Origin of the sequence: Streptomyces sp. NPDC016469, assembly GCF_040632905.1 — a bacterium.
GTDB lineage: Bacteria > Actinomycetota > Actinomycetes > Streptomycetales > Streptomycetaceae > Streptomyces.
The window spans coordinates 62,689-85,513 of record NZ_JBEYCQ010000023.1; the positions used below are offsets into that span (position 1 = coordinate 62,689).

Here is a 22,825-nt window from a genome sequence, read left to right on the forward strand (position 1 = left end):
CCGCGTTCACCCCCGGCACCGCTCGACGAACCGTGCGGCGGTGCCGGGCGACGCGGCCCAGTGCGTGTGCAGGTAACTCGCGTGTACGTTCCCCCTGACGAACCCCTCCACGCGCCGCTCGGGCCGGTGCATGCCCCAGGCGGGCTCGTCGCCCGCGCCGGGCTCGATGACGGTCCGGTGGAACTCGTGCCCCCGCATCCGCGCCCCGGCGGGTGCCAGCACGTTGTCGCTGAGCGCCACGGCGTCCCGGTACCCGAGCGTCAGCCGCTTGGTCATCCGCGCGTCGGCGTCGAGCACCCCGCACATCGGCAGCCCGTCCAGGGACCGCGCCAGATACAGCAGCCCGGCACACTCGGCAGCCACCGGCGCCCCCGAGAGCGCCAACTCGGCCACGGCCTTCCGCAAGGCTTCATTGGCCGACAACTCGGGGGCGTACACCTCGGGGAACCCACCCCCGATGACGACGCCCCGAGTCCCGAGCGGCAACGCCTCATCCCGCAAGGGATCAAACGAAACGACGTCGGCCCCGGCAGCGGCAAGAAGCTCGGTGTTCTCGGCGTACGAAAACGTAAAAGCGGCCCCACCAGCAACGGCAACAACAGGCCTCACACCGGCCGCCCCAACCAGCTCCCGCGGCGCTCCACCCAGACCTGCCGCCCCACCCAGCCCCTCCGGCGCTTGAGGAGCGGAGCCCCGGTTACGGGAAGGGGCGGGGTGGGGAACGCTCCCGGCAACAGCAACCCCCGCATCCCATACCCCCCCACCCGGCAACGCGGGCGCCGACCGCGCCAAAGCCAACAACCCCTCCAGGTCACACCCAGCCGCAACCTGCCCCCCCATGGCCGCGACAGCGGCCACCGCATCGCCCCGCCGCTCGGCCACCGGCACCAGCCCAAGATGCCGCGACGGCACGGAAACCCCCTCCGCCCGCCGCAGGGCACCGAGCACCGGCACCCCCGACTCCTCCAACGCCTCCCGCAACAACGCCTCGTGCCGGTCGGACCCCACCTTGTTGAGGATCACCCCGCCGATCCGCACCTCCGCGTCCCAGGACGCGAACCCGTGCACCAGCGCCGCCACCGACCGCGACTGCGAGGACGCGTCCACGACGAGCACCACCGGCGCCCGCAGCAGCTTCGCCACATGCGCGGTGGACGCCAGCTCACCGAGCCCCGATGCCCCGTCGTACAGGCCCATCACGCCCTCGACGACGGCCAGCCCGCACCCCCGCGCGCCGTGCGCGAACAGCGGAGCGATCAGCTCGGGCCCGCACATGTACGCGTCGAGATTGCGCCCGGGGCGCCCGGTCGCGAGCGTGTGGAAGCCGGGGTCGATGTAGTCGGGGCCCACCTTGTGCCCGGACACGGCGAGCCCGCGCGCGGCGAACGCGGCCATCAGCCCCGTGGCGACGGTGGTCTTGCCGCTCCCGGACGAGGGCGCGGCGACGACGAGGCGGGGGACATTCACCACTCGATGCCCCTCTGGCCCTTCTGCCCGGCGTCCATCGGGTGCTTGACCTTCGACATGTCCGTGACCAGATCCGCCGCGTCCAGCAGGGCGGCGGGCGCGTTGCGGCCGGTGATCACCACGTGCTGCGTACCGGGGCGGTCGCGCAGCACCGAGACGACCTCGTCGGTGTCGATCCACCCCCAGTGCAGGGGATAGGCGAACTCGTCCAGCACGTACAGCCGGTACGTCTCGGCGGCCAGGTCGCGCTTGACCTGCTCCCAGCCCTCGCGGGCCTTCGCCTCGTTGTCCGTCTGGTCGTCGCGCTGGACCCAGGACCAGCCCTCGCCCATCTTGTGCCAGGCGACGGACCCGCCCTCGCCGCTCGCGCCGAGGACCTTCAGCGCGTTCTCCTCGCCGACCTTCCACTTCGCCGACTTGACGAACTGGAAGACCCCGATGGGCCACCCCTGGTTCCAGGCGCGCAGCGCGAGCCCGAAGGCCGCGGTCGACTTCCCCTTGCCGACGCCGGTGTGCACCATCAGCAGCGGCCGGTTGCGCCGCTGCCGGGTGGTGAGTCCGTCGTCCGGCACGCTCTCCGGCTGTCCCTGCGGCATTACGCGACCCTCCTGTCGGTGTGCCCGAGGCCCGCGCCCCGGACGTCCTTGACCAGCCCGGCGATCGATTCGGCGCGCAGCTCGTCCAGCGTGACGGCCTTGCCGCCCAGATCGGCGGCGAGGCCGGCCGCGAGCCCCAGGCGTACGGGACCCGCCTCGCAGTCCACGACGACCGACGCCGTGCCCTCGGCCGCGTGCAGCCGGGCGGCCCGCGCGGCCAGCGCCACCGGGTCCGGGCCGCCGGTCGCCCGGCCGTCCGTCACCACGACCAGCAGGGCCCGCCGGGACGGGTCGCGCAGCCGCTCCACCCGCAGCACGTCGTGCGCCTTCAGCAGCCCGGCGGCCACCGGGGTCCGCCCGCCGGTCGGCAGCGATGCGAGCCGGGCCGCCGCCGCGTCCACCGACGAGGTCGGCGGCAGGGCCACCTCCGCGTCCCGGCCCCGGAAGGTGACGAGACCGACCTTGTCGCGCCGCTGGTAGGCGTCCATCAGCAGGGACAGCACCGCGCCCTTCACGGCGCCCATGCGCTGCCGGGCGGCCATCGACCCGGAGGCGTCCACGACGAACAGCACGAGGTTGCCCTCGCGCCCCTCCCGCGTCGCCTGCCGCAGATCGTCCCGCCGCACCACGAGGCCCCGCCCGGACCGGCCCCGCGCCCGCTGGTGCGGGGCGGCGGCCAGGACCGTCGCGGCCAGATGCAGCTTGGTCAGTGCCCCCTCGGGCCGCCGCGAACCCGTCGTCCGCCCGTGTTCGGTGCGCGCCCGGGACCGCCGCCCCGCCGCGCCCTCGCCGAGACCGGGCACGCTGAGCATCTTCGTGCGGAACGGCTCACCGGCCCGTACGGGCCGCTGCTCACCGCCCTGCCCGGGCACGGGCGCCCCCGGCTCCGGCTGCCCGGGCGTGTCGTCGGCCCCGCCCTCGGGCCGGGGCGGCGTGTCGGGCCCGTCCCCCTGCGGCGGCAGCCCGCCGCCGCCCCCGCCGTCACCTCCGCCACCGGGCCCGTCCGGTTCCGGCTCGTCGTCCCCGCCGCCGTTCCGCTCCAGCGTGTCGTCCAGCTTGTCCTCGTCGAGACCCGGCGCGTCGAAGGGGTTCCGCCGGCGCCGGTGGGGGAGCGCGAGCAGCGCCGCCTGACGGACGTCCTCGGCGAGTACGTCGGTGCGCCCCGCCCACGCGGCCAGCGCGGTCGCGGTCCTGGCCATCACGATGTCCGCGCGCATCCCGTCGACCTCGAACGCCGCGCAGGTCGCCGCGATCTGCCGCAACGCCTTGTCGCCGAGCACCACTTCGGGCAGCAGCGCCCGCGCGGCCGTGATCCGGTCCCGCAGCTCCGCCTCCTCACCGGCCCAGCGCGCGGCGAACCCGGCAGGGTCGTCCTCGTACGCGAGCCGCCGCCGCACCACCTCCACCCGCAGGTCGGTCTCCCGGGAGGCCGCGACCTCGACGGTGAGCCCGAACCGGTCGAGCAACTGGGGCCGCAGCTCGCCCTCTTCCGGGTTCATCGTCCCGACGAGCAGGAACCGCGCCGCGTGCCGTACGGAGACGCCCTCGCGCTCCACGTACGAGGCGCCCATGGCCGCGGCGTCCAACAAGAGGTCGACCAGGTGGTCGTGGAGGAGGTTGACCTCGTCCACGTACAGGATTCCGCGGTGCGCGTCCGCGAGCAGCCCCGGCTCGAAGGCTTTGACGCCCTCCGCGAGGGCCCGTTCGATGTCGAGCGCCCCGACGAGCCGGTCCTCGGAGGCGCCGACCGGCAGCTCCACGGTCCGCGCCGCCCGCGACACGCCGGAGGCGTCCTCGTGCGGGCCGTCCGGACACGCCGGATCGGGGGCGGCGGGGTCGCACGAGAAGCGGCATCCCGGCACGACGGAGACCTCCGGCATCAGCGCGGCCAGCGCGCGCACGGCGGTCGACTTGGCGGTGCCCTTCTCACCACGGACCAGGACCCCGCCCACGGCCGGGCTGACCGCGTTGAGCAGCAGCCCGAGCCGCAGGTCGTCCTGGCCGACGATGGCGGTGAAGGGGTAAGGCGTACTCACAGGGCCTCCTTGACGGGGGTGGCGGGCGCTCCCGGCGGGATGAACGGCAGACCGGACGGCGCGCCCGACTCGATGAGCCGCCACAGCGCGTCCGTGTCCGCGTGTTCCTCGATCAGGTCGCCGAGGCGGTCGAGCTGTTCCTCGCGCAGGCCGGCGAAGCAGGTGTCGGGCGCGGGCACGAAGCGGCGGCCGGTGAGCCGGGCGACCTCCGTCAGGAACCGGCGGCGGAACGCGTCGCTCTCCAGCGAACCGTGCCAGTGCGTCCCCCACACCGCCCCCGAGCGGCAGCCGTCCAGCGGGGCGCCGCGACCGTCGGTCAGGAACGGCTCCCCGCCGCCCACTTCGGCGACGCCATGATGGATCTCGTACCCCTCGACGGGCGCGCCGAGCGCCTCGCCGGACGGCCGGGCGAGCGTCTTCTCGCGGTCGAAGCGGACGCGCACGGGCAGCAGGCCGAGCGCGTCGACCCGCCCGGCGCGCGACTCGACGTCGTCCTCGATGTGCTCGCCGAGGATCTGGTAGCCGCCGCAGATCCCGAGCACCGGCCGGCCCTCGGCGGCGCGCCGCCGCAGCGCGTCGGCGAGCCCGCGTTCGCGCAGCCAGGCGAGTGCCTTCACGGTGCCCCGGGTGCCCGGCACGACGACGAGGTCGGCGTCGGCCAGCTCCTCGGCCCGGTCCACGAACCGCACGACGACGCCCGGTTCGGCGGCGAGCGCGTCCACATCGGTGAAGTTCGACATCAGCGGGACCGCGCAGACGGCGACGCGCAGGACGTCCTCGCCGTGCGGCGGGGCGACCGCCGACTCGCGTACGGTCCCGCGCAACGACACCCGCAGGCCGTCCTCCTCGTCGATGCCGAGCCCGTGCGCGAAGGGCAGCACCCCGTACGTAGGACGGCCCGTCAGATCGTGGAGCATGTCCAGGCCCGGCTCCAGCAGCGAGACGTCCCCCCGGAACTTGTTGACCAGGTACCCCGCGATCAGCTCCTGGTCCTCGGGCGCGAGCAGCGCGGTCGTGCCGAAGAACGAGGCGAAGACCCCGCCCCGGTCGATGTCCCCGACCACCACGACCGGGAAGCGCGCCGCCCGGGCGATGCCCATGTTCACGATGTCCGTGCGGCGCAGGTTGATCTCGGCGGGCGACCCCGCGCCCTCGCAGATCACCGCGTCGTACGTGCCGCGCAGCTGCTCCAGGCAGTCCGTGACGGTGGACAGCAGTTGTTCCTGCCGCCCGCCGTGGTAGCCGCGGGCGCTCATCTCGCCGACCGGCCGCCCCATCAGGACGACCTGGCTGGAGCGGTCGCCGCCGGGCTTGAGCAGCACCGGGTTCATCAGGGCGGTCGGCTCGACGCGGGCGGCCTGGGCCTGCATCGCCTGGGCCCGGCCGATCTCGGCGCCCTCGCGGGTGACGAAGGAGTTCAGCGACATGTTCTGCGCCTTGAACGGGGCGGCCTTCACGCCCCGGCGCACCAGCCAGCGGCAGATGCCCGCCGTGACGACGCTCTTGCCCGCGTCCGATGTGGTCCCGGCGACCAGCAGTCCGCCGCTCATATCGCTCTCCGTCCAGAGGTACGAGGTCCTTGAGGTCCCCCGGTCCGTCCCGGGATCCGGCGCGCGACCGCTCCCGCGCCCAGCCGGGCGGCCACGCCGACGCCGAGGGCGAGCACGCCCACCCGGCGTGAGAGCCGCACGGCACGCGCGATGTCCCCGGTCTCCACGGCACGGCCCGCCTCCCCGTTGAGCACGGGCCGGTGCTCGACGCGCCCCCCGTACGCGAGGGTCCCGCCCAGCCGTACGCCGAGCGCCCCGGCGAACGCGGCCTCCACGGGCCCCGCGTTGGGGCTCGGGTGCTTCGCGGCGTCGGCCCGCCAGGCCCGTACCGCCTCCCGGGGGCGGCCGCCGGAGGCCACGGCGAGCAGGGCGGTGAGCCGGGCGCCGGGCCAGCCCGCGAGGTCGTCCAGCCGGGCCGACGCCCAGCCGTACCGCAGGTAGCGGGGCGACTTGTGGCCGACCATCGCGTCGAGCGTGTTGGCGGCGCGGAAGCCGACGAGCCCGGGGACACCGGCGAGGGCGCCCCAGACGAGGGCGCCGACCACGGCGTCCGAGGTGTTCTCGGCGACGGACTCCACGACGGCGCGTGCGATCCCGGGGCCGTCCAGCGCCTGCGGGTCGCGCCCGCACAGGTGCGGCAGCCGCTCCCGGGCGCGCTCGATGTCACCGGCGGCGAGCGCCCCGCCGATGGCCCGGGCCTCGCGCCCCAGCGACGTACCGCCGACGACGGACCAGGTGGCGGCGGCGGTCAGGGCCACGGAGGCGGCGGGACGGCGGCGCAGGGCGTGGGCGGCGAGCGCGGCGCTCCCGGCGGCGCCCCCGGCGCAGATCAGGGTGTGCAGGGCGCCCCGGCCGCGGTGGTCGCGCCAGAGCCGGTCCTCGACGGCCGCGGCGGCCCGCCCGAAGGCGGCGACCGGGTGCCCCCTGCGGGGGTCACCGAGCAGCAGGTCGGCGATCAGGCCGGCGGTGGCGCCGTACGCGAAGATGCGATCGGCACGCACGGTTCAGCCGGCCGTACCAGAGGCTGCCGACAGGGGCTGTGGGGAGGTCGCACGGCAGCCGGGCATGGCGATATGTCCTCACTCAGGGTCCGCGCCCTGGTTCGACGTGACGGCGACAAGAGTCTCCTGGCTTCCGGATCGGCGGATTCCCCGGTCTTCCAGCCCGCTCGCGCGGGCCGTGACGTGCGGTGGGGACCGCTCCCCGGTGACAGTGGCGGGACCGCGCCGGATTCGCACCGGCTTCCTCTGCTGTCGCCGTAATGGCTCCGGCAGTCCACCACGCCCCGCGAACGCCCGTCAACTCGCCGTTGACCTGCGGCGGCACGGTGTGGGCGGACACACAGCGGGCCGGACGCGCACGAGGTGCGTCCGGCCCGGGGGAGAGGTGGTGCGTCAGGCGACGATCAGATAGATGCCGTACGCGACCGCCGCCGCGCACAGCCCGAAGCAGACGTACGCCCCGGCGCGCGCCAGCAGGAGCGAGGAGCCCGCCTGACCGCCCCCGGCGGCCGGCTCCGGCTGCTTGGAGAGGCCGGCGATCCCCAGGGTGAAGAGGCCCACCAGGGCGACGGTGGTGATGAGGGAGACGCCGAAGACGGTGCCCAGAGCTGCCCAGTCGATGTTCATACGGGGTGTCCTTACCGGAGTACCGGGGTCTGTCAGACCGTGGCGGGTCGGGCCGGATCGGCGGCGACGGGACCGGCGGGCGCCGGAATGGTGGCGGCGAGGTCGTGCGCCTGGGCCACGGTGGGCGGCGGGCTCACGGCCGCGATGGCCTGGGTGACGACACCGGCGGGCTCGGCGGGGGCCGCGTCCTCGGTGCCGGGCGCGACATCGCCGTGGCCGACGGGTTTGCGGCGCGAGAGCACCCAGATCGCCCCGGACCCGGCGATCAGGAGGGCCGCGACGACCACGACACCCCAGGTGCCCTGCTTCGTCAGGAACTCGGCACCCGCGCCGACCAGACCGGCGGCCGGCAGGGTCAGGCCCCAGGCGACGAACATCCGGGTGGCGGTGGACCAGCGGACCACGCCCCCGGCACGGCCGAGGCCCGCGCCCATCACGGCCCCGGAGCAGGACTGCGTGGTGGAGAGGGAGAAGCCGAGGTGCGAGGAGGCCAGGATGACGGTGGCCGCGCTGGTCTGGGCGGCGAAGCCCTGCGGGGGCTTCAGCTCGGTCAGGCCGCTGCCCATGGTGCGGATGATGCGCCAGCCGCCGAGGTACGTGCCGAGCGCGATGGCCAGGCCGGCGCTGACGATGACCCAGACCGGCGGGTTGGAGCCGGGGGAGAGGACGCCGCCGGTGACCAGGGCGAGGGTGATGATGCCCATGGTCTTCTGCGCGTCGTTGGTGCCGTGGGCGAGCGAGACGAGTCCGGCCGAGGCGATCTGCCCCGCCCGGTAGCCCTTGGCGGTCGCCTTCTCCTGGGCGTCGTTCCGGATCTTCCCGCCGATCCGGTACGTGAGCCGGGTGGCCAGGAGCGCGGCCACACCGGCCACGATCGGGGCGGCGACGGCGGGCAGCAGCACCTTGGTGACGACGGTGCCGCCGTCGACCGACGACCAGCCGGCGGACATCACCGCGGCGCCGATGAGGCCGCCGAACAGTGCGTGGGAGGAGCTGGACGGGAGCCCGACCAGCCAGGTCAGAAGATTCCACAGGATGGCGCCGACGAGCGCCGCGAAGATGACCTCGGTTCTGAGGCCGTCCTCGTTGACGATCCCGCCGGAGATCGTCTTGGCGACCTCCACGGACAGGAACGCGCCGACCAGATTGAGAACGGCGGACATCGCGACCGCCGTCTTGGGTTTGAGTGCGCCGGTCGAGATGGTCGTGGCCATCGCGTTGGCGGTGTCGTGGAAACCGTTCGTGAAATCGAACACTAGAGCTGTCACGATCACTATCGCGAGCAGCAGCGTGATGTGTTCCATTTACCCAGGCAATCGTTCGACGTCATTGGCACGTGGAACGTAGGCAACTTGAGTGAACGGAAGATGAACTGAACAGGGCGCTGCGGTGACCCCCGGCGCGGTGGCCGGGCGGCGCCCGGGGCGGGGCCGGAAAGGATCTTCGTATGAGTGACCGAGAGCACGAGGCGATCGCCCGGGGATGGGAGGACGTCGTCGCCGCGGCGCGCCGCACGGCGGCCGAGGGACTGGTCGTCGGAACCTCCGGAAACGTCTCGCTGCGGGTCGGCGACACGGTGCTGGTCACCCCCAGCGGAGTGCCGTACGACCGGCTGGGTCCCGGGGACCTGACCGGCGTCGATCCGGAAGGCAACCAGACCTTCGGGACACTCACCCCCACCAGCGAACTTCCCCTCCATCTCGCCGTCTACCGGAATACCGACGCGAGGGCCGTCGTGCACACCCACGCGGTCCACGCCACGGCCGTCTCCACCCTCGTCACGGAGGTCCCCCCGGTCCACTACGCCGCCGCGATGCTCGGCGGCACGGTCCGCGTCGCCCCCTACGCCCGGTACGGCACCCCCGAACTGGCCGCGCACATGCTCACCGCCCTCCGCGACCGCACCGGCTGCCTGCTCGCCAACCACGGCACCGTCACCTACGGCGCCACCCTCGACGAGGCGTACGACCGCACCGCCCAGCTCGAATGGCTCTGCCACGTCTGGCTCACCGCGAGCGCCGTACCCGGCCGCACCCCGGCCCTGCTGTCGGAGGACCGGCTCGGGGAGGTCCTGGAAGCGCTGAAGGGGTACGGGCAGCAAGGCTGAGTCGGCACCGGACGGCCCTGCCCACTGGCATCGCGCCGCCCCGGCCCCGACACTGTGGGGGTGCGCCCGGTTACCGCGACGGCAGCAGCCGTCACCACACTCATCGGCGCCGGCGCGGCAGCGGTCGCGGCCGGCCGGTTCGCGGGCGACGTCGCCCTCAGGACGCCGCCCGGACGACCGCTCCCCGCCGACCGCGAACTCACCGTCCACGCGACGGCCGCCGGGCAGGTCACCCTGACCCGGTCCCTCACCTCGCTGCGCCCCGGCACGTACGGGCTGACCGGCAAGGACGTCCACGCCGTCGTCGGCCCCGTGCTCGACCGCGCCCACCAGGCCGCCGACACCGTCGTGCGCCGGCTGGAACGCGTCGACCTCGGCGTCCTCGCCCCCGGCGACAAGGTCCGCCTCACGCCCCAGGTGTACAGCGGCGACCCCGGCAGCGCGCTCGGCCTGGCCTTCCGCGAGGTGCGGATCCCCGGCGAGCTGGGCGAACTGCCCGCCTGGTACGTCCCGGCTCCCCGCCGCACCTGGGTCATCACCGTCCACGGCATCGGCGCCACCCGCGAGCATCCCCTCAACCTCCTGGACTTCCTGCACGGCCGGCAGCTCCCCGTGCTCGACCTCGCCTACCGCGGCGACCCGGGCGCCCCCCGCTCCCCGGACGGGCTCGGCCACCTCGGCGAGTCCGAGTGGCGCGACCTGGACGCCGCTATCCGCTTCGCCGTCCGCAACGGCGCCGAGCAGGTCATCCTGTACGGCTGGTCCACCGGCGCGTCCATGGCGCTGCACGCCTGCGCGGGCTCCGCGCTCCGCGACCGGATCTCCGGCCTCGTCCTCGACTCGCCCGTGCTGGACTGGACCGACACCCTGCGCGGCCTCGCCGCCGCACGCGGGGTCCCCGCCGCGCTGCTGCCGCTGGCGGTACGCGCCGCCCAGGGGCAGACCGGACTCCACGGCACCGGGCTCCTGGACACCTCGGTCCCCCTGACCCTGCACGTCCCGACGCTCGTCCTCCACGGCCCCGACGACACCCTGGCCCCCTGGATCCACTCCCGCCGGCTCGCCGCCGCCCGCCCCGACCTCGTCTCCCTGCACACCGTGGACCACGCTCCGCATGCGGCGATGTGGAACGCCGACCCGGCCCACTACGAGGAGACCCTGCGCCGCTTCCTCACGCCCCTGATGTGAGGTGATGCGCCGGTTCGGCCGATTGGTCCCCGCCGGTGCGCGGGCCCGTCAACGCCGGTGACCCAGGTTCCGTTTGGGCTTTCGGGCCGTCAGGGGCAAGACTGCTCCCGTGACGTCCCGTACCCCGCGCGACTCCAGGCTGCGTCTTGTCCGCCCGCGACCCCTCACCACCGCCCGAAGGGCCGTGACCACCCGGCGCACCAGGCCCGCGCCGCGCCCGCCCGAGGGCACCCCACCCCGGGCGGAGCTGGCCCGTCAGGCCAGGACGGTCCTCGCCGACGCCGTACGGATCGCCCGCTGGGCGGCCGACGGGGCGGCCCCCGGCACCACGCCGCCGGCCGCCCTCGAACACGCCGCCGCCGCGCTGGACATCTCCCCGGAGCAGGTGCGCTCCGGCTGGGACCGCGCCCGGCTCGCCGGACTGGTCGAACTCCACGGCGACACCGCACGGCCCGGCTGGCGGCTGCGCGCCTGGGACCGGGACGACTCCGCGGTGCTGCGCGGCTGGGTCGCCCTCTTCGACGCCTGGTCGCTCGTCCACCCCGCGCCCCGGGGTGTCGAGTCCACCGCCGTCGCCGAGGCCGTCGAGGCCGTGCCCCAGGTCCTCTCGCTGCTCCAGCTCTCGGCCGGGCCGGTCACCGTGCCCGCCCTCCTCGACCTCCTCGGCCAGCGCGTCGCGGAGCTCCACGAGGAGCGCTGCGAGGTGCCGTACGGCCCCGAGCCGCTGCCGGCCCCCGCCGAACCGGCCCCCACCGCCCACCCGCCGGCCCTCGTCGCCCGCCTGCTCGACTGGGCCCTGGAGGGCCTGGCCGACGTCGGGGCGCTCACCCTCGGCCCGGGCCAGGCCACGCTGACCCCGCTCGGCAACTGGGCGGTCTGGGTCAAGCTGGAACAGATCTGCGTCGCCGCCCAGAGCCCCGCCGGCAACATCGAGCAGGCCGCCGCCGACATGCTCCTCGGCTGCGCCCGCCTCACCCCCGGCCCCGCCCGCGCCGAATACCGCGCCTGGCTGGCCGCCCGCCCCGTCGGCAGCGCCGTCGCCGAACTCCTCGACGTCGCCCGCGGCGAGGACGCCCTCCTGCGCGGCCTGGCCTTCGAGGCCCTGCGCGTCGTCGGCGCCCCCGCCGAGCCCGAGGTCCGGGCCGTCGTGACCGACCCGTCGCTGCGCCCGTACGCGCTGCTCTGGCTCGCCGAGTACGACGGTACGGACCCCGAGGACGCTCAGGAGGTCCTCAGCCGCGAGGAAGCCACGTGGCTCTGGGTCGACACGGCGGCGGCGGTCGCGGACCACGGTGAGACGGGCCTCCTGGTCCGCCACCTCGACTCGGCGGTCCAGGGCACGGTCCCGGCCCTCCTGGACGAGGTCCGGGCCGTCGGCCACCCCCGCACGGTCCAGGTCCTGGTGGCCCTGGCCGCAGCCCACCCGGACCCGGCCCTGGCCAAGGCGGTCCGCAAGGCGGCCTTCCAGGTCCACACGGGCGGCTCGTAACGCGGGGGCGCTGCCCCCGTACCCCCGCTCCTCACTTCCAGCCCCGCCGGCGTTTGGGGCGCGGGGTCCGGGGCGGAGCCCCGGTTTCGGGAAGGGGCGGGTAGGGGGCAAGGCCCGACGCAGGCGCCCCCGGCCTCAGCCCGCCGCCCCCGGCGCATACGTGCCGAAGCTCCACACGTTGCCCTCCCCGTCCCGCGCCATGTAGTCCCGCGATCCGTAGTCCTGGTCCGTAGGCGGCATCAGGATCTCCACCCCGTGCTCAACCGCCCGCGCATAGTGCGCGTCCACCTCGTCCACCACCACATAGACCCCCGCAGGACCGGCCCCCGCCATCGCCCGCGCGAACACCCCCTCCCGCCCACGGGACCCCAGCATCACCCTGCCGTTCCCGCACGACAGCTCCGCATGCACCACCGACCCGTCGTCCCCCTCGTGCACCGCCTCCGCGACGAACCCCAGCCCCTCCGTCAGCAACCGGATCGCGCCCTTCGCGTCGTCGTAGAGGAGCGTCGGATACACCGTCGCCACACCCGTCCCCGCCATCGCACTCAGCCCCTTCCGTACAGCTGTCGCACAGCTTCCGTGCATGTGATTCACGTCACGGACCAGTCTCGCACCGACCACTGACAACGCCTCGGCGACAACGTCTCAGCGGAACGTGTCGCAGTCCCCCATGTCCCCGCTCCGGAACCCCGTGGTGAACCACTCCTGCCGCTGCGCGGCGGACCCGTGCGTCCAGGACTCGGGTGTGACCCGGCCCTGGAACCGCTCCTGGATCCGGTCGTCCCCGACCGACGCCGCCGCGTCCAGGCCGTCCCGGATGTCCGCCCGGGTGACCTCGGTGATCAGGGGTCGCCCGGTCGACTCGTCGGGCGTGGTCGTCGCGTGGTGCGCCCAGACCCCCGCGTAGCAGTCGGCCTGGAGCTCGACCCCGACCGCATTGCTGTTCTCGCCGGTCCGCCCGTCCTGGGCCCGGCCCAGCGTCCCCATCTGGTTCTGCACGTGGTGCCCGTACTCGTGGGCGACGACGTACGCCTGGGCGAACGGCCCGCCGCTCGACCCGAACTTCGTCCGCAGCTCGTCGAAGAACCCCAGGTCGAGGTAGACCTGCCGGTCACCGGGGCAGTAGAACGGCCCCACGGCGGAGGTCGCGGAGCCGCAGGCCGTGCCGACCCGGTCGGTGAACAGGACGGTCCGCGCCGTGGCGTACTCCGCGTCGCGCCGGGTGAACTCCTGTCCCCAGTAGTCCTGCACGCTGTTGACCACCGCGACGATCCGGCAGTCGTCCTTGGTGTTGGCGTCCCGCCCGGTCCGGCACTCCCGCGCCACCTGCCCCGCCGAGGACGCGGTCGCCGTCGGCGAGTCGCCCGACGAGAGCCCGAGCTGATCGGGGCCCACCCCGAAGAACAGCCCCAGGATCAGCGCGATCACCCCGGCGATGCCACCGCCCACGGTGGCCCGGCCACCCGGGACGCGGCTGCCGCGTACGTCCCTGACCTCCGAGGTGTCCAGACCGGCGTCGTCGTCGAACTGCATCGCTCACCCTCCGCCACGGATCACGGTCCCTGCGCCGAGTATCCGGCCATACGCCCCGTAATGCCCTGTTCACATCCCGTACCCGTGCGGGCCCACCGGCGCGGGAGCATGCGGAAAAGTCGTTGGACACCGCCAGTAGACTGGTTTCCATGGCAGTTCTCCTTGTGCGTGTGCGTGAGTAACGGCGTCGATCCGTCACCACCCGTCGTTCCTCCGCCCTTCCTTCCGCCCTGGAGTACCTCCCCGTGATCACCGCCTCCGGCATCGAGCTGCGCGCCGGCGCCCGTCTGCTCATCGAATCCGCCAGCTTCCGCATCGCCAAGGGCGACCGCATCGGCCTCGTCGGCCGCAACGGAGCGGGCAAGACCACCCTCACCAAGTGCCTCGCGGGCGAGGGAACCCCCGCCGCCGGCACCATCACCCGCTCCGGTGAGGTGGGCTACCTCCCGCAGGACCCGCGCACCGGTGACCTCGACGTCCTGGCCAGGGACCGGGTCCTGTCCGCCCGCGGGCTGGACGAGATCCTGCGCAAGATGCGGGAGAACGAGGACCGGATGGCGAACGGCAAGGGCGCCACCCGCGAGAAGGCGATGAAGAAGTACGAGCGCCTGGAGACGGAGTTCCTCACCAAGGGCGGTTACGCCGCCGAGGCCGAGGCCGCCACCATCGCCGCCGCGCTCAGCCTGCCCGACCGGGTGCTCGGCCAGCCGCTGCACACACTCTCCGGCGGTCAGCGCCGCCGCGTCGAGCTGGCCCGCATCCTCTTCTCGGACGCCGATACGCTGCTCCTGGACGAGCCGACCAACCACCTCGACGCGGACTCGATCGTCTGGCTGCGCGACTACCTCAAGTCCTACCGCGGCGGCTTCGTCGTGATCTCCCACGACGTCGAGCTGGTCGAGACGGTCGTCAACAAGGTCTTCTACCTCGACGCCAACCGCTCGCAGATCGACGTCTACAACATGGGCTGGAAGCTCTACCAGCAGCAGCGCGAGGCCGACGAGAAGCGCCGCAAGCGCGAGCGCCAGAACGCCGAGAAGAAGGCCGCCGCCCTCAACGCGCAGGCGGACAAGATGCGCGCCAAGGCGACCAAGACGGTCGCCGCGCAGAACATGGCCAAGCGCGCCGACCGGCTGCTGTCCGGCCTCGACGAGGTCCGCGTCGCCGACAAGGTCGCCAAGCTGCGCTTCCCCGACCCGTCGCCGTGCGGCAAGACGCCCCTGATGGCGGAAGGGCTCTCCAAGTCCTACGGCTCGCTGGAGATCTTCACCGACGTCGACCTGGCCATCGACAAGGGCTCCCGCGTCGTCATCCTCGGCCTCAACGGCGCCGGCAAGACCACGCTGCTGCGGCTCCTCGGCGGCGCCGAGAAGCCCGACACCGGCCGCGTCGTGGAGGGCCACGGCCTCAAGCTGGGCTACTACGCCCAGGAGCACGAGACCCTGGACCCGGACCGTACGGTCCTGGAGAACATGCGCTCCGCCGCGCCCGACCTGGACCTCGTCGCCGTCCGCAAGACGCTCGGCTCGTTCCTGTTCTCCGGGGACGACGTGGACAAGCCGGCCGGGGTGCTCTCCGGCGGCGAGAAGACCCGCCTGGCCCTGGCGACGCTGGTCGTCTCCTCAGCCAATGTGCTCCTGCTCGACGAGCCCACCAACAACCTGGACCCGGCCAGCCGCGAGGAGATCCTCGGCGCGCTGCGCACGTACAAGGGAGCGGTCGTTCTCGTCACGCACGACGAGGGCGCGGTCGAGGCCCTTCAGCCCGAGCGGATCATCCTGCTCCCGGACGGGATCGAAGACCTGTGGGGCGCGGACTACCGCGACCTGGTCGCGCTGGCCTGATCCCCGGCCCGGATCATTCGGCCTACTCGTGATCCGTCATCTGTGTGAGTACGTCTCATACCTCGGCGCGGCGCCCGGCAGATAGCTGCCGGGCGCACCCATGTCCGCCCCCCGGCCCGCGTGGGCCCTGACCTGGACGTTCCTTCCCGGGCGCCCGCACGACACCTCGCGCGACCTGTTGGAATGAGGCATTCCGGTCGCACCGGCGCACTCGCGGGGCGCGAATCCGGTCGCAGAGACCTTGCCGAATGGGTGGCCAGGAAGCGCCCGAGGGGTGATCATGAGAGTCCAGAGCGCACTTCCCATGAGGAGGCACGGGTGGCCGAGACTCTGAAGAAGGGCAGCCGGGTGACCGGCGCCGCGCGCGACAAGCTCGCGGCAGACCTGAAGAAGAAGTACGACTCCGGTGCGAGCATCCGGGCGCTGGCCGAGGAAACGGGCCGCTCCTATGGATTCGTCCACCGGATGCTCAGCGAATCCGGAGTGACGCTCCGCGGACGCGGCGGCGCCACACGAGGCAAGAAGGCCGCGGCGGCCTGACGGCCGGCCGTGGATCGGGGCACGTCACGGGACGGCCCCGGGAGTCCCCTGGTTCCGGGTGCGCCCACCCGGTCGGCCGCACGGCCGATCTGGTGGTTACTGTTCAGTCACTTAGCTCGATGTGCTGACTGCACCCGAACCGGAGGCCCCGTATGACCTCGCTCGACTCCGTGCTCGACCAGGACGGCGTACGACTCACCGTCGACGACGCGGCTGCCACGGTGACCCTCACCAACCCGGCGAAGCGCAACGCCCAGTCTCCCGCTCTGTGGCGGGCGTTGACCGAGGCCGGACGGGCTCTGCCCGGCAGTGTGCGGGTCGTCGTGCTGCGCGCCGAAGGCGTGTCGTTCTCCGCCGGACTCGACCGCCAGGCGTTCACCCCCGAGGGATTCGACGGCGAGCCGTCCTTCCTCGACATGGGGCGCGGCCCGGAGGCCGAACTCGACGCGCTGATCGCCGAGTACCAGGAGGCGTTCACCTGGTGGCGCCGCAACGACATCGTGTCGATCGCGGCCGTCCAGGGCCACGCCATCGGTGCCGGCTTCCAGCTCGCGCTCGCCTGTGACCTGCGCATCGTCGCCGAGGACGTCCAGTTCGCCATGCGCGAGACCAGCCTCGGCCTGGTGCCCGACCTCACCGGCACGCACCCCCTGGTGCACCTCGTCGGGTACGCCCGCGCGCTGGAGATCTGCGCCACCGGCCGCTACGTCCACGCCGAGGAGGCGGAGCGCACCGGCCTGGCCAACCTCGTCGTGCCCGCCGCCGAGCTCGAAGGCGCCGCGCGCGACCTGGCGGGTGCCCTGCTGGCCGCCCCGCGCGACGCCGTCATCGAGACCAAGGCCCTGCTGGGCGGCGCCGTCTCGCGTACGTACGAGGAGCAGCGCGCCGCCGAACGGGCCGCGCAGGGCCGCCGCCTCCGCGACCTGGCGGGAGCCCTCGGCTGACGTACGGGCGGGCCGGAGCCGCAAGGCGCTCTCCGGCCCGCATCCGCGCCGGGGGTTCAGCCCGCCGTGCCGTCCTCCGAGACCGCCGTGACCAGCACCGCGACCGGCGGCCGCCCCTCGGCCGCCTCCGTCACCGCCTTCCGCACGGCACGGGCGACGTCCAGCGCGCGGTGACCGCTCTCCGTCGCCAGCTCGACGCGCACATGGTCCTCGCCCGTCCGCACCGCCGGGCCCAGCACCCCGGTCAGCGCCGCCACCCCGGCCACCGCGGCGGCCGCCCGCCCCGCGGCGTTCTCCGCTTCCACCGGGCGCACCTCCACCGGCTCCGGCTCCACCCGTTCGGGCGAGCCGTCGAGCAGTCCCGTCACCCGCAGGTCCACCTCGGACACCACCAGGCCGAGCCGGCGCGCGGCGGCCGACAGCAGGGCCGCGCGCAACGCCTCGGCGGCTGCGGGCAGGGGCCGGTCGGCCGTCGCGGTCATCGTCGCCTCGATTCTCAGGGGTCCCGGCGGCAGCGCGCTCGGGGGCGGGGGCACCTGCGCGGAAGGGGCCGCGTCCGGGTCGGCCACGGCGATCCGCAGCTCACCGAGGACCGGACCGGGGTCCGGACCCGTCACGGCCCGGCGCAGCACCGCGACCGCGGCCCGCTCCGCGATCCAGGCGCCGTCCGCCGGGCCGCCCAAAGGGAGCAGTCGGCCCAGCGAGAGCCGTAGCCGTACCGCAGCCGTCCACGCATGGGCCCTGTGCGGGCCGTCAGCCGTCGTCATGACCACCAGACTGCCGTATCCACGGCGCGAGTCGGGGCAAGCGCCCTTAATGTGGGCAAAGTAGTCACATCTGCCCCGAAGGGAAGAGCGGCGATGACCGAGACCCCACAGCGGAACCGGCCCGAGAACCCCGACAGCAACGCCTCGGGCGGCAGCAGCCTGACCAAGCGCGGCGGAGGCGACCCCGGCGCCCGCGGCCGTACGACCATCGCGGACGGCGTGGTCGAGAAGATCGCCGGAATGGCGGCACGCGACGTCGTCGGGGTGCACGCCATGGGCAGCGGCCTCTCCCGGACGTTCGGAGCGGTCCGCGACCGGGTCCCCGGCGGGTCCAAGTCCGTCACCCGGGGCGTCAAGGCCGAGGTCGGCGAGACCCAGACCGCGCTGGATCTGGAGATCGTCGTGGACTACGGCGTGTCGATCTCCGACGTCGCCCGCGATGTACGGGAGAACGTCATCGCGGCCGTCGAGCGCATGACGGGCCTGGAAGTGGTCGAGGTCAACATCGCCGTCAGCGACGTGAAGCTGCCCGACGAGGACGACGATGACGACGAATCAGAGTCCCGCGTCCAGTAGTCCCGGCGTCACCGAGCGGTTGAGGAGCACACGATGAGCATGGCTGTGGCCGGTCTGTTGGCCGGCATGGCGCTCGGATTCGCCGGATACTTCGGCGGGTTCGGAGCCTTTGTGCTGGTGGCCGCCCTCGGAGCGGTCGGCTTCGTCGCCGGCCGCTTCGTCGACGGCGACCTGGAACCCGGCGACTTCTTCCGCAGTCGCGAGCGCGGCGACCGACGGCGGTGACGGCGGTGTCGGGGGCGAGCGGCCCGGTCTCGGCCGGGGAACGGGGAGAGACGCGGATCGCCGACCGGGTGGTCGCGAAGATCGCCGCGCAGGCGGCCAAGGAGGCGGTCGACGCACTGCCGAAGGAGGCGGCGTCGCCGCGTGCCACGGTCACCGTGCACCGCGACACCGCCCGCGTACGGGTGAGCCTGGAGCTGGGATATCCCGCTGACATCGGCCACCAGTGCGGTGCCGTGCGTCGGCGGGTCGCCGAGCGGGTAAAGGCGTTGGCGGGGATGGAGGTGCCCGAAGTGGCCGTCCAGGTCGAACGCCTGCATCCCACCGGAGCGAGCCTGGCGGCACAGGGGAGGATTCGATGACCGAGCCCCACGACCCGGACGACGGCACGCGGCGACCGCCCGAGGCCGGGGCGACGGAACACGGCAGTGTCCTCGCGCTCGACCAGTCGGCCTCCTCCGCGGCCTACGACCCCGCACCCGAGAAGGAACGGCCCGAAGGCCGCGCGGGGCGCTTCTGGGCCGCCCGCCGCATCCCCGCCGGCATCGTCGCCGCCGTGGTCCTCGGCGCGAGCGGCCTGCTCCTCTACGACGTGGCGGCGGTCCGCGCCGGACACTCCGCGATGCAGTGGCGCCGCTCCCTGGCGGACGAGCTCGCGACGCGGAAGCTCGACGACGTCTGGGTGCTGACCGGCGCGTCCGTCGCGGCCGCCCTCGGACTCTGGCTGCTGCTCCTCGCGCTCACGCCCGGGATGCGCGACCTGTTGCCGATGCGCCGCGAACACGCCGATGTGCGCGCCGGACTCGACCGGACGGCGGCGGCCATGGTGCTGCGCGACCGGGCCGTCGAGGTGGCCGGCGTCCAGTCGGTCCGGGTCCGCATGGGCCGGAGCAAGGTGGGGGTGCGTGCCGTTTCGCACTTCCGGGAACTCGATGACGTACGGGCCGACCTGGACACCGTGCTCTCCACAGGCATCCGGGAACTGGGACTCGCCAGGCAGCCGAGCCTGTCGGTCCATGTCCGCCGGCCGGCGAAGAAGGGGTGAGCGGCGTGCTCAGGACCGTGAACCGGGTACTGCTGGGCCTGGCCGGACTGGTGCTGCTCTGCGTGGGCGGCGGGGTGCTCGCCGCGGCGGCGGGCCTGTCCGTGCCGTCCTGGTGGCCCTGGTACGGCAAGAACGACGTCCTGCTCAGCGAGGCGGACCGGGACCGCTGGCGCTCCGAGGGCTGGTGGTGGCCGACGGTGATCGCGGTCCTCGCCGTCCTCGTGGTCCTCGCCCTGTGGTGGCTGCTGGCCCAGTTCCGCCGCTCCCGCCTCAACGAGGTGCTGGTGGACAGCGGAGACGGCGAGGGCGCCCTGCTGCGCGGCCGCGCCCTGGAGGGGGTGCTCGCCGAGGAGGCGGGAGCCCTGGACGGGGTCGCCCGCGCCCAGGCCACCCTGACCGGCAAGCGCTCCGCCCCGGCCGCCCGGGTCCGGCTGCTGATGGAGCCGCACGCCGCGCCCGACGAGGCGCTGGGGAGGCTGAGCGACGAGGCGCTGGCCCATGCCCGGGACTCCGCGGGGCTGGCCCGGCTGCCCGCCGAGGTCCGGCTCAAGGCCGTCAAGCACCGGGCGTCGCGGGTGAGCTGAAGTGGTACGGGGCGGCGGCACGGACCCCCTGCCGCCGCCCCGTACCACCGTCTGCGGTTCAGAAGCCGTGCCGGTGGCCGCCGTCGACCGGCACCATGATGCCCGTCAGGTACGAGGCGGCGGGGGACAGCAGGAAGGCGGCCGTCCGGCCGAACTCCTCCGGGGTGCCGTAGCGGCGCAGCGGGATGTTCGCCTCGTTGGCGGTACGCGCGGCCTCCGCGTCGCCCGACAGCGCGTCCAGCTCCCGCACCCGGTCCGTGTCGATCCGGGCCGGCAGCAGGCCCACGACCCGGATGCCGCGCGGGCCGAGCTCGTCGGCCATCGACTTGGCGACGCCGGCCAGGCCGGGGCGCAGCCCGTTGGAGACGGTCAGCCCGGGGATCGGCTCGTGGACGGAGCCGGAGAGGACGAAGCCGATGACCCCGCCCTCGCCGAGCGCCGCGGCGGCCGCCCTGGCCAGGCGTACCGCGCCCAGGAACACCGACTCGAAGGCCGCCTGCCACTGCTCGTCGGTGTTGTCCGCGATCCCGCCCGGCGGCGGGCCGCCGACGCTGATGAGGATGCCGTCGAGCCGGCCCAGGCCCTCCTGGGCGGCCTCCACCAGCCGTTCGGCCGCCGCCGGGTCGGCGTTGTCGGCGGCGAGACCGACGGCGTCCCGGCCCAGGTCGGCGGCGGCCTGCTGGGCGCGCTTCTCGTCCCGGCCGGTGACGATCACCTTCGCGCCGTCCGCCACCAGGGCCCGCGCGGTGGCGTAGCCGAGCCCGCGCGTCGCTCCGGTGACGATGTACACACGGTCCTTCAGTCCAAGATCCATGGCTCTATCCTGCCGTGCCCCCGGGGTCCGTGTCCTCGGTGGCCTGATCCTCCACGGGCTGTGCCTCGGCCAGCGCGACCGCCGTGCCGACCAGGCCGATATGGCTGAACGCCTGCGGGAAGTTGCCGAGCTGGCGCCCCGCCACCGTGTCGTACTCCTCGGCCAGCAGGCCCACGTCGTTGCGCAGGGCGAGCAGCCGCTCGAAGAGCTCGGTGGCCTCCTCGGTGCGCCCGGTCAACCGCAGGGCGTCCGCCAGCCAGAACGAACAGGCCAGGAACGCGCCCTCGCCGCCCGGCAGCCCGTCGATCGAGGTGCCGTCCGTGCTGTAGCGGCGCACGAGGCCGCCGCTGTCCAGTTCCTCGCGCACCGCGTCCACCGTGCCGACCACCCGCGGGTCGTCCGGCGGCAGGAAGCCGGTCCGGGCGATCAGCAGCGTCGCGGCGTCCAGCTCCCGGGAGCCGTACGACTGGGTGAAGGTGTTGCGGACCGGGTCGTAGCCCTTCTCGCAGACCTCCCGGTGCACGGCGTCCCGCATCGCCCGCCAGCGGTCCGCGTCCCCGGCCAGCGAGGGGTCGTCCTCCAGGCTGCGCACCGCCCGGTCGGCCGCGACCCAGGCCATCACCTTGGAGTGCACGAAGTGGCGCCGCTGCCCGCGGATCTCCCACAGGCCCTCGTCCGGTTCGCGCCAGGTCGACTCCAGGAACCCGAGCAGGCTGAGCTGGAGGCTCCAGGCGTGCGGTTTGTCGTCCAGTCCCGCGTCCCGGGCCAGCCGGAGCGAGTCGATGACCTCCCCGTACACGTCCAGCTGGCGCTGGCGCACCGCCGCGTTGCCGATCCGGACCGGGGCGGAGTTCTCGTAACCGCGCAGCCACGGCAGCTCGGACTCGGGGAGCCTGCGCTCGCCGGCCAGCCCGTACATGATCTGGAGGTCGGCCGGGTCCCCGGCGACCGCGCGCAGCAGCCAGTCCCGCCAGGCGCCCGCCTCCTCCAGATAGCCGGCCGAGATCAGCGCGCCGAGGGTGAGCGTGGAGTCCCGCAGCCAGCAGAAGCGGTAGTCCCAGTTCCGTACGCCGCCGATCTCCTCCGGGAGCGAGGTGGTCGGGGCCGCCACGATGCCGCCGGTCGGGCCGAAGGTCAGCGCCTTGAGGGTGATCAGCGAACGGATCACGGCATCCCGGTACGGCCCCTGGTACTTGCAGCGGGCGGACCACTCGGCCCAGTCGGTCAGGGTGTTCTTCAGCGCCTCGTACGGGTCGACGCGCTTGGGCCGGGGCGAGTGCGAGGGGTGCCAGGTCAGGACGAAGGCCACCTTCTCGCCCTCGGAGACCGTGAAGGACGAACAGGTGGAGAACTGCTGGCCCCACGTCTTGACCGGTGGTTCGCTGCGCAGCCAGGCGGAGTCCGGCCCGGCGACGGCGACCCGGTGGCCGTCCGAGCGGCGCATCCACGGCACGATGGACCCGAAGTCGAAGCGCAGCCGGATCACCGACGACATCTCGACGGTGCCGCTGACCCCCTCGACGATCCGCATCACGTCCGGCTCCTTGTCGCGCTGCGGCATGAAGTCGATCACCTTGACGGTGCCGGTGCGTGTCTCCCAGTACGTCTCCAGGACGAGGGAGTCGCCCGCGTAGCCGCGCCGCGTGCAGGTGTCCGCGCCCTTGGGTGCGATCCGCCAGTGGCCGTTGTCCTCGTCGCCGAGCAGGGCGGCGAAGCAGGCGCCCGAGTCGAAGCGGGGCAGGCACAACCAGTCGACAGAACCGTTTCTGCCGACCAGGGCCGCGGTCTGGAGATCGCCGATGAGGGCGTAGTCCTCGATGCGTGGGGTCACGTTCAGGCGTCTTCCCGAACCCGGCCACCGTTAAGCAGGCTGTGTACCAGGAGAGGTGGGA

General features: G+C 73.8%; 23 protein-coding genes and 1 riboswitch. Of the genes, 11 read left to right on the plus strand and 12 right to left on the minus strand.

What is annotated here, in order from left to right; genetic code table 11:
- Positions 1 to 6 precede the first annotated feature (6 nt).
- The 7 genes from ABZ565_RS24860 to ABZ565_RS24890 form a co-directional block, all read right to left on the minus strand.
- Complete coding sequence (locus ABZ565_RS24860; protein ID WP_361030882.1) at positions 7 to 1,470, minus strand: cobyrinate a,c-diamide synthase; 1,464 nt, start codon at positions 1,468 to 1,470, stop codon at positions 7 to 9.
- Positions 1,464 to 2,063 carry a cob(I)yrinic acid a,c-diamide adenosyltransferase gene (gene cobO / locus ABZ565_RS24865; protein ID WP_361030885.1) on the minus strand — a complete coding sequence of 200 codons (600 nt, stop codon included), beginning with the start codon at positions 2,061 to 2,063 and terminating at the stop codon, positions 1,464 to 1,466. Before cobO ends, ABZ565_RS24860 begins: the two co-directional genes overlap by 7 nt.
- On the minus strand, positions 2,063 to 4,099 hold the full coding sequence (locus ABZ565_RS24870) for a putative cobaltochelatase (RefSeq protein WP_361030888.1): 2,037 nt from the start codon (positions 4,097 to 4,099) through the stop codon (positions 2,063 to 2,065). Before ABZ565_RS24870 ends, cobO begins: the two co-directional genes overlap by 1 nt.
- Complete coding sequence (locus ABZ565_RS24875) at positions 4,096 to 5,649, minus strand: cobyric acid synthase (protein WP_361030891.1); 1,554 nt, start codon at positions 5,647 to 5,649, stop codon at positions 4,096 to 4,098. The genes ABZ565_RS24870 and ABZ565_RS24875 overlap by 4 nt, the downstream gene beginning before the upstream one ends.
- Positions 5,646 to 6,650, minus strand: coding sequence for a cobalamin biosynthesis protein (locus tag ABZ565_RS24880; protein ID WP_361030894.1), 1,005 nt, complete (start codon positions 6,648 to 6,650; stop codon positions 5,646 to 5,648). Before ABZ565_RS24880 ends, ABZ565_RS24875 begins: the two co-directional genes overlap by 4 nt.
- Positions 6,651 to 6,769: 119 nt before the next feature.
- A riboswitch (cobalamin riboswitch) is annotated at positions 6,770 to 6,898 on the minus strand.
- Positions 6,899 to 7,043: 145 nt separating this feature from the next.
- Positions 7,044 to 7,277: a hypothetical protein gene (locus ABZ565_RS24885; protein WP_361030897.1), complete on the minus strand. Its 234-nt coding sequence runs from the start codon at positions 7,275 to 7,277 to the stop codon at positions 7,044 to 7,046.
- A gap of 32 nt (positions 7,278 to 7,309) precedes the next feature.
- Positions 7,310 to 8,581 (minus strand): inorganic phosphate transporter, encoded by a 1,272-nt coding sequence (locus tag ABZ565_RS24890; RefSeq protein WP_361030900.1) that lies wholly within the window; start codon positions 8,579 to 8,581, stop codon positions 7,310 to 7,312.
- A gap of 143 nt (positions 8,582 to 8,724) precedes the next feature.
- Between ABZ565_RS24890 and ABZ565_RS24895 the strand changes: the two genes are divergently transcribed.
- The 3 genes from ABZ565_RS24895 (at position 8,725) to ABZ565_RS24905 (ending at position 12,061) form a co-directional block, all read left to right on the plus strand.
- Positions 8,725 to 9,384, plus strand: a complete 660-nt coding sequence (locus ABZ565_RS24895; protein WP_361030903.1) for a class II aldolase/adducin family protein — start codon at positions 8,725 to 8,727, stop codon at positions 9,382 to 9,384.
- Positions 9,385 to 9,444: 60 nt separating this feature from the next.
- A complete protein-coding gene (locus ABZ565_RS24900) occupies positions 9,445 to 10,572 on the plus strand; it encodes a hypothetical protein (protein ID WP_361030905.1) in 1,128 nt (375 codons plus the stop codon).
- 184 nt (positions 10,573 to 10,756) lie between these two features.
- Positions 10,757 to 12,061, plus strand: coding sequence for a hypothetical protein (locus ABZ565_RS24905; RefSeq protein ID WP_361031056.1), 1,305 nt, complete (start codon positions 10,757 to 10,759; stop codon positions 12,059 to 12,061).
- Positions 12,062 to 12,196: 135 nt separating this feature from the next.
- On the opposite strand, the gene ABZ565_RS24910 is transcribed toward ABZ565_RS24905, so the two are convergent.
- Positions 12,197 to 12,604, minus strand: a complete 408-nt coding sequence (locus ABZ565_RS24910; RefSeq protein WP_361030907.1) for a VOC family protein — start codon at positions 12,602 to 12,604, stop codon at positions 12,197 to 12,199.
- 105 nt (positions 12,605 to 12,709) lie between these two features.
- A complete protein-coding gene (locus ABZ565_RS24915) occupies positions 12,710 to 13,597 on the minus strand; it encodes a neutral zinc metallopeptidase (RefSeq protein WP_361030910.1) in 888 nt (295 codons plus the stop codon).
- A gap of 245 nt (positions 13,598 to 13,842) precedes the next feature.
- On the opposite strand from ABZ565_RS24915, the gene ABZ565_RS24920 reads away from it, so the two are divergent.
- From ABZ565_RS24920 to ABZ565_RS24930, 3 genes are all read left to right on the plus strand, one after another.
- Positions 13,843 to 15,441: an ABC-F family ATP-binding cassette domain-containing protein gene (locus ABZ565_RS24920; protein ID WP_361030913.1), complete on the plus strand. Its 1,599-nt coding sequence runs from the start codon at positions 13,843 to 13,845 to the stop codon at positions 15,439 to 15,441.
- A gap of 318 nt (positions 15,442 to 15,759) precedes the next feature.
- Positions 15,760 to 15,981, plus strand: a complete 222-nt coding sequence (locus tag ABZ565_RS24925) for a helix-turn-helix domain-containing protein (protein ID WP_007263382.1) — start codon at positions 15,760 to 15,762, stop codon at positions 15,979 to 15,981.
- A 152-nt stretch (positions 15,982 to 16,133) separates the two neighbouring features.
- Positions 16,134 to 16,925, plus strand: a complete 792-nt coding sequence (locus ABZ565_RS24930) for an enoyl-CoA hydratase/isomerase family protein (protein ID WP_361030916.1) — start codon at positions 16,134 to 16,136, stop codon at positions 16,923 to 16,925.
- A gap of 56 nt (positions 16,926 to 16,981) precedes the next feature.
- Here the strand turns inward: ABZ565_RS24930 and ABZ565_RS24935 are convergent, their stop codons facing one another.
- The gene (locus tag ABZ565_RS24935) at positions 16,982 to 17,692 is read right to left on the minus strand and encodes a hypothetical protein (protein WP_361030919.1); all 711 of its coding nucleotides are present in this window, start codon (positions 17,690 to 17,692) and stop codon (positions 16,982 to 16,984) included.
- A gap of 93 nt (positions 17,693 to 17,785) precedes the next feature.
- Between ABZ565_RS24935 and ABZ565_RS24940 the strand changes: the two genes are divergently transcribed.
- The 5 genes from ABZ565_RS24940 to amaP are packed head-to-tail and all read left to right on the plus strand — an operon-like array spanning position 17,786 to position 20,119.
- Entirely contained in the window at positions 17,786 to 18,268 is a 483-nt protein-coding gene (locus tag ABZ565_RS24940) for an Asp23/Gls24 family envelope stress response protein (protein ID WP_361030922.1), read from the plus strand.
- Between the two features lie 33 nt (positions 18,269 to 18,301).
- Complete coding sequence (locus ABZ565_RS24945) at positions 18,302 to 18,493, plus strand: hypothetical protein (protein WP_018104700.1); 192 nt, start codon at positions 18,302 to 18,304, stop codon at positions 18,491 to 18,493.
- A gap of 5 nt (positions 18,494 to 18,498) precedes the next feature.
- On the plus strand, positions 18,499 to 18,852 hold the full coding sequence (locus ABZ565_RS24950; RefSeq protein WP_361030925.1) for an Asp23/Gls24 family envelope stress response protein: 354 nt from the start codon (positions 18,499 to 18,501) through the stop codon (positions 18,850 to 18,852).
- Positions 18,849 to 19,535 carry a DUF6286 domain-containing protein gene (locus ABZ565_RS24955; protein ID WP_361030928.1) on the plus strand — a complete coding sequence of 229 codons (687 nt, stop codon included), beginning with the start codon at positions 18,849 to 18,851 and terminating at the stop codon, positions 19,533 to 19,535. The genes ABZ565_RS24950 and ABZ565_RS24955 overlap by 4 nt, the downstream gene beginning before the upstream one ends.
- On the plus strand, positions 19,532 to 20,119 hold the full coding sequence (gene amaP / locus ABZ565_RS24960; protein WP_361030931.1) for an alkaline shock response membrane anchor protein AmaP: 588 nt from the start codon (positions 19,532 to 19,534) through the stop codon (positions 20,117 to 20,119). The genes ABZ565_RS24955 and amaP overlap by 4 nt, the downstream gene beginning before the upstream one ends.
- A gap of 58 nt (positions 20,120 to 20,177) precedes the next feature.
- Here amaP and ABZ565_RS24965 read toward each other — a convergent pair whose 3' ends face one another.
- The gene (locus tag ABZ565_RS24965; protein WP_361030934.1) at positions 20,178 to 20,933 is read right to left on the minus strand and encodes an SDR family oxidoreductase; all 756 of its coding nucleotides are present in this window, start codon (positions 20,931 to 20,933) and stop codon (positions 20,178 to 20,180) included.
- Positions 20,934 to 20,937: 4 nt separating this feature from the next.
- Entirely contained in the window at positions 20,938 to 22,764 is a 1,827-nt protein-coding gene (locus tag ABZ565_RS24970) for a glycoside hydrolase family 15 protein (RefSeq protein ID WP_361030937.1), read from the minus strand.
- Positions 22,765 to 22,825: the final 61 nt, after the last annotated feature.

Bases quoted from the DNA above. Each gene is read 5' to 3' on its own strand.
- ABZ565_RS24930 (WP_361030916.1), top strand. From the start codon at position 16,134: ATGACCTCGCTCGACTCCGTGCTCGACCAGGACGGCGTACGACTCACC.
- ABZ565_RS24895 (WP_361030903.1), top strand. From the start codon at position 8,725: ATGAGTGACCGAGAGCACGAGGCGATCGCCCGGGGATGGGAGGACGTC.
- ABZ565_RS24955 (WP_361030928.1), top strand. From the start codon at position 18,849: ATGACCGAGCCCCACGACCCGGACGACGGCACGCGGCGACCGCCCGAG.
- ABZ565_RS24935 (WP_361030919.1), bottom strand. From the start codon at position 17,692: ATGACGACGGCTGACGGCCCGCACAGGGCCCATGCGTGGACGGCTGCG.
- ABZ565_RS24915 (WP_361030910.1), bottom strand. From the start codon at position 13,597: ATGCAGTTCGACGACGACGCCGGTCTGGACACCTCGGAGGTCAGGGAC.
- ABZ565_RS24890 (WP_361030900.1), bottom strand. From the start codon at position 8,581: ATGGAACACATCACGCTGCTGCTCGCGATAGTGATCGTGACAGCTCTA.
- ABZ565_RS24875 (WP_361030891.1), bottom strand. From the start codon at position 5,649: ATGAGCGGCGGACTGCTGGTCGCCGGGACCACATCGGACGCGGGCAAG.
- ABZ565_RS24965 (WP_361030934.1), bottom strand. From the start codon at position 20,933: ATGGATCTTGGACTGAAGGACCGTGTGTACATCGTCACCGGAGCGACG.
- ABZ565_RS24940 (WP_361030922.1), top strand. From the start codon at position 17,786: ATGACCGAGACCCCACAGCGGAACCGGCCCGAGAACCCCGACAGCAAC.
- ABZ565_RS24885 (WP_361030897.1), bottom strand. From the start codon at position 7,277: ATGAACATCGACTGGGCAGCTCTGGGCACCGTCTTCGGCGTCTCCCTC.
- cobO (WP_361030885.1), bottom strand. From the start codon at position 2,063: ATGCCGCAGGGACAGCCGGAGAGCGTGCCGGACGACGGACTCACCACC.
- ABZ565_RS24945 (WP_018104700.1), top strand. From the start codon at position 18,302: ATGAGCATGGCTGTGGCCGGTCTGTTGGCCGGCATGGCGCTCGGATTC.
- ABZ565_RS24910 (WP_361030907.1), bottom strand. From the start codon at position 12,604: ATGGCGGGGACGGGTGTGGCGACGGTGTATCCGACGCTCCTCTACGAC.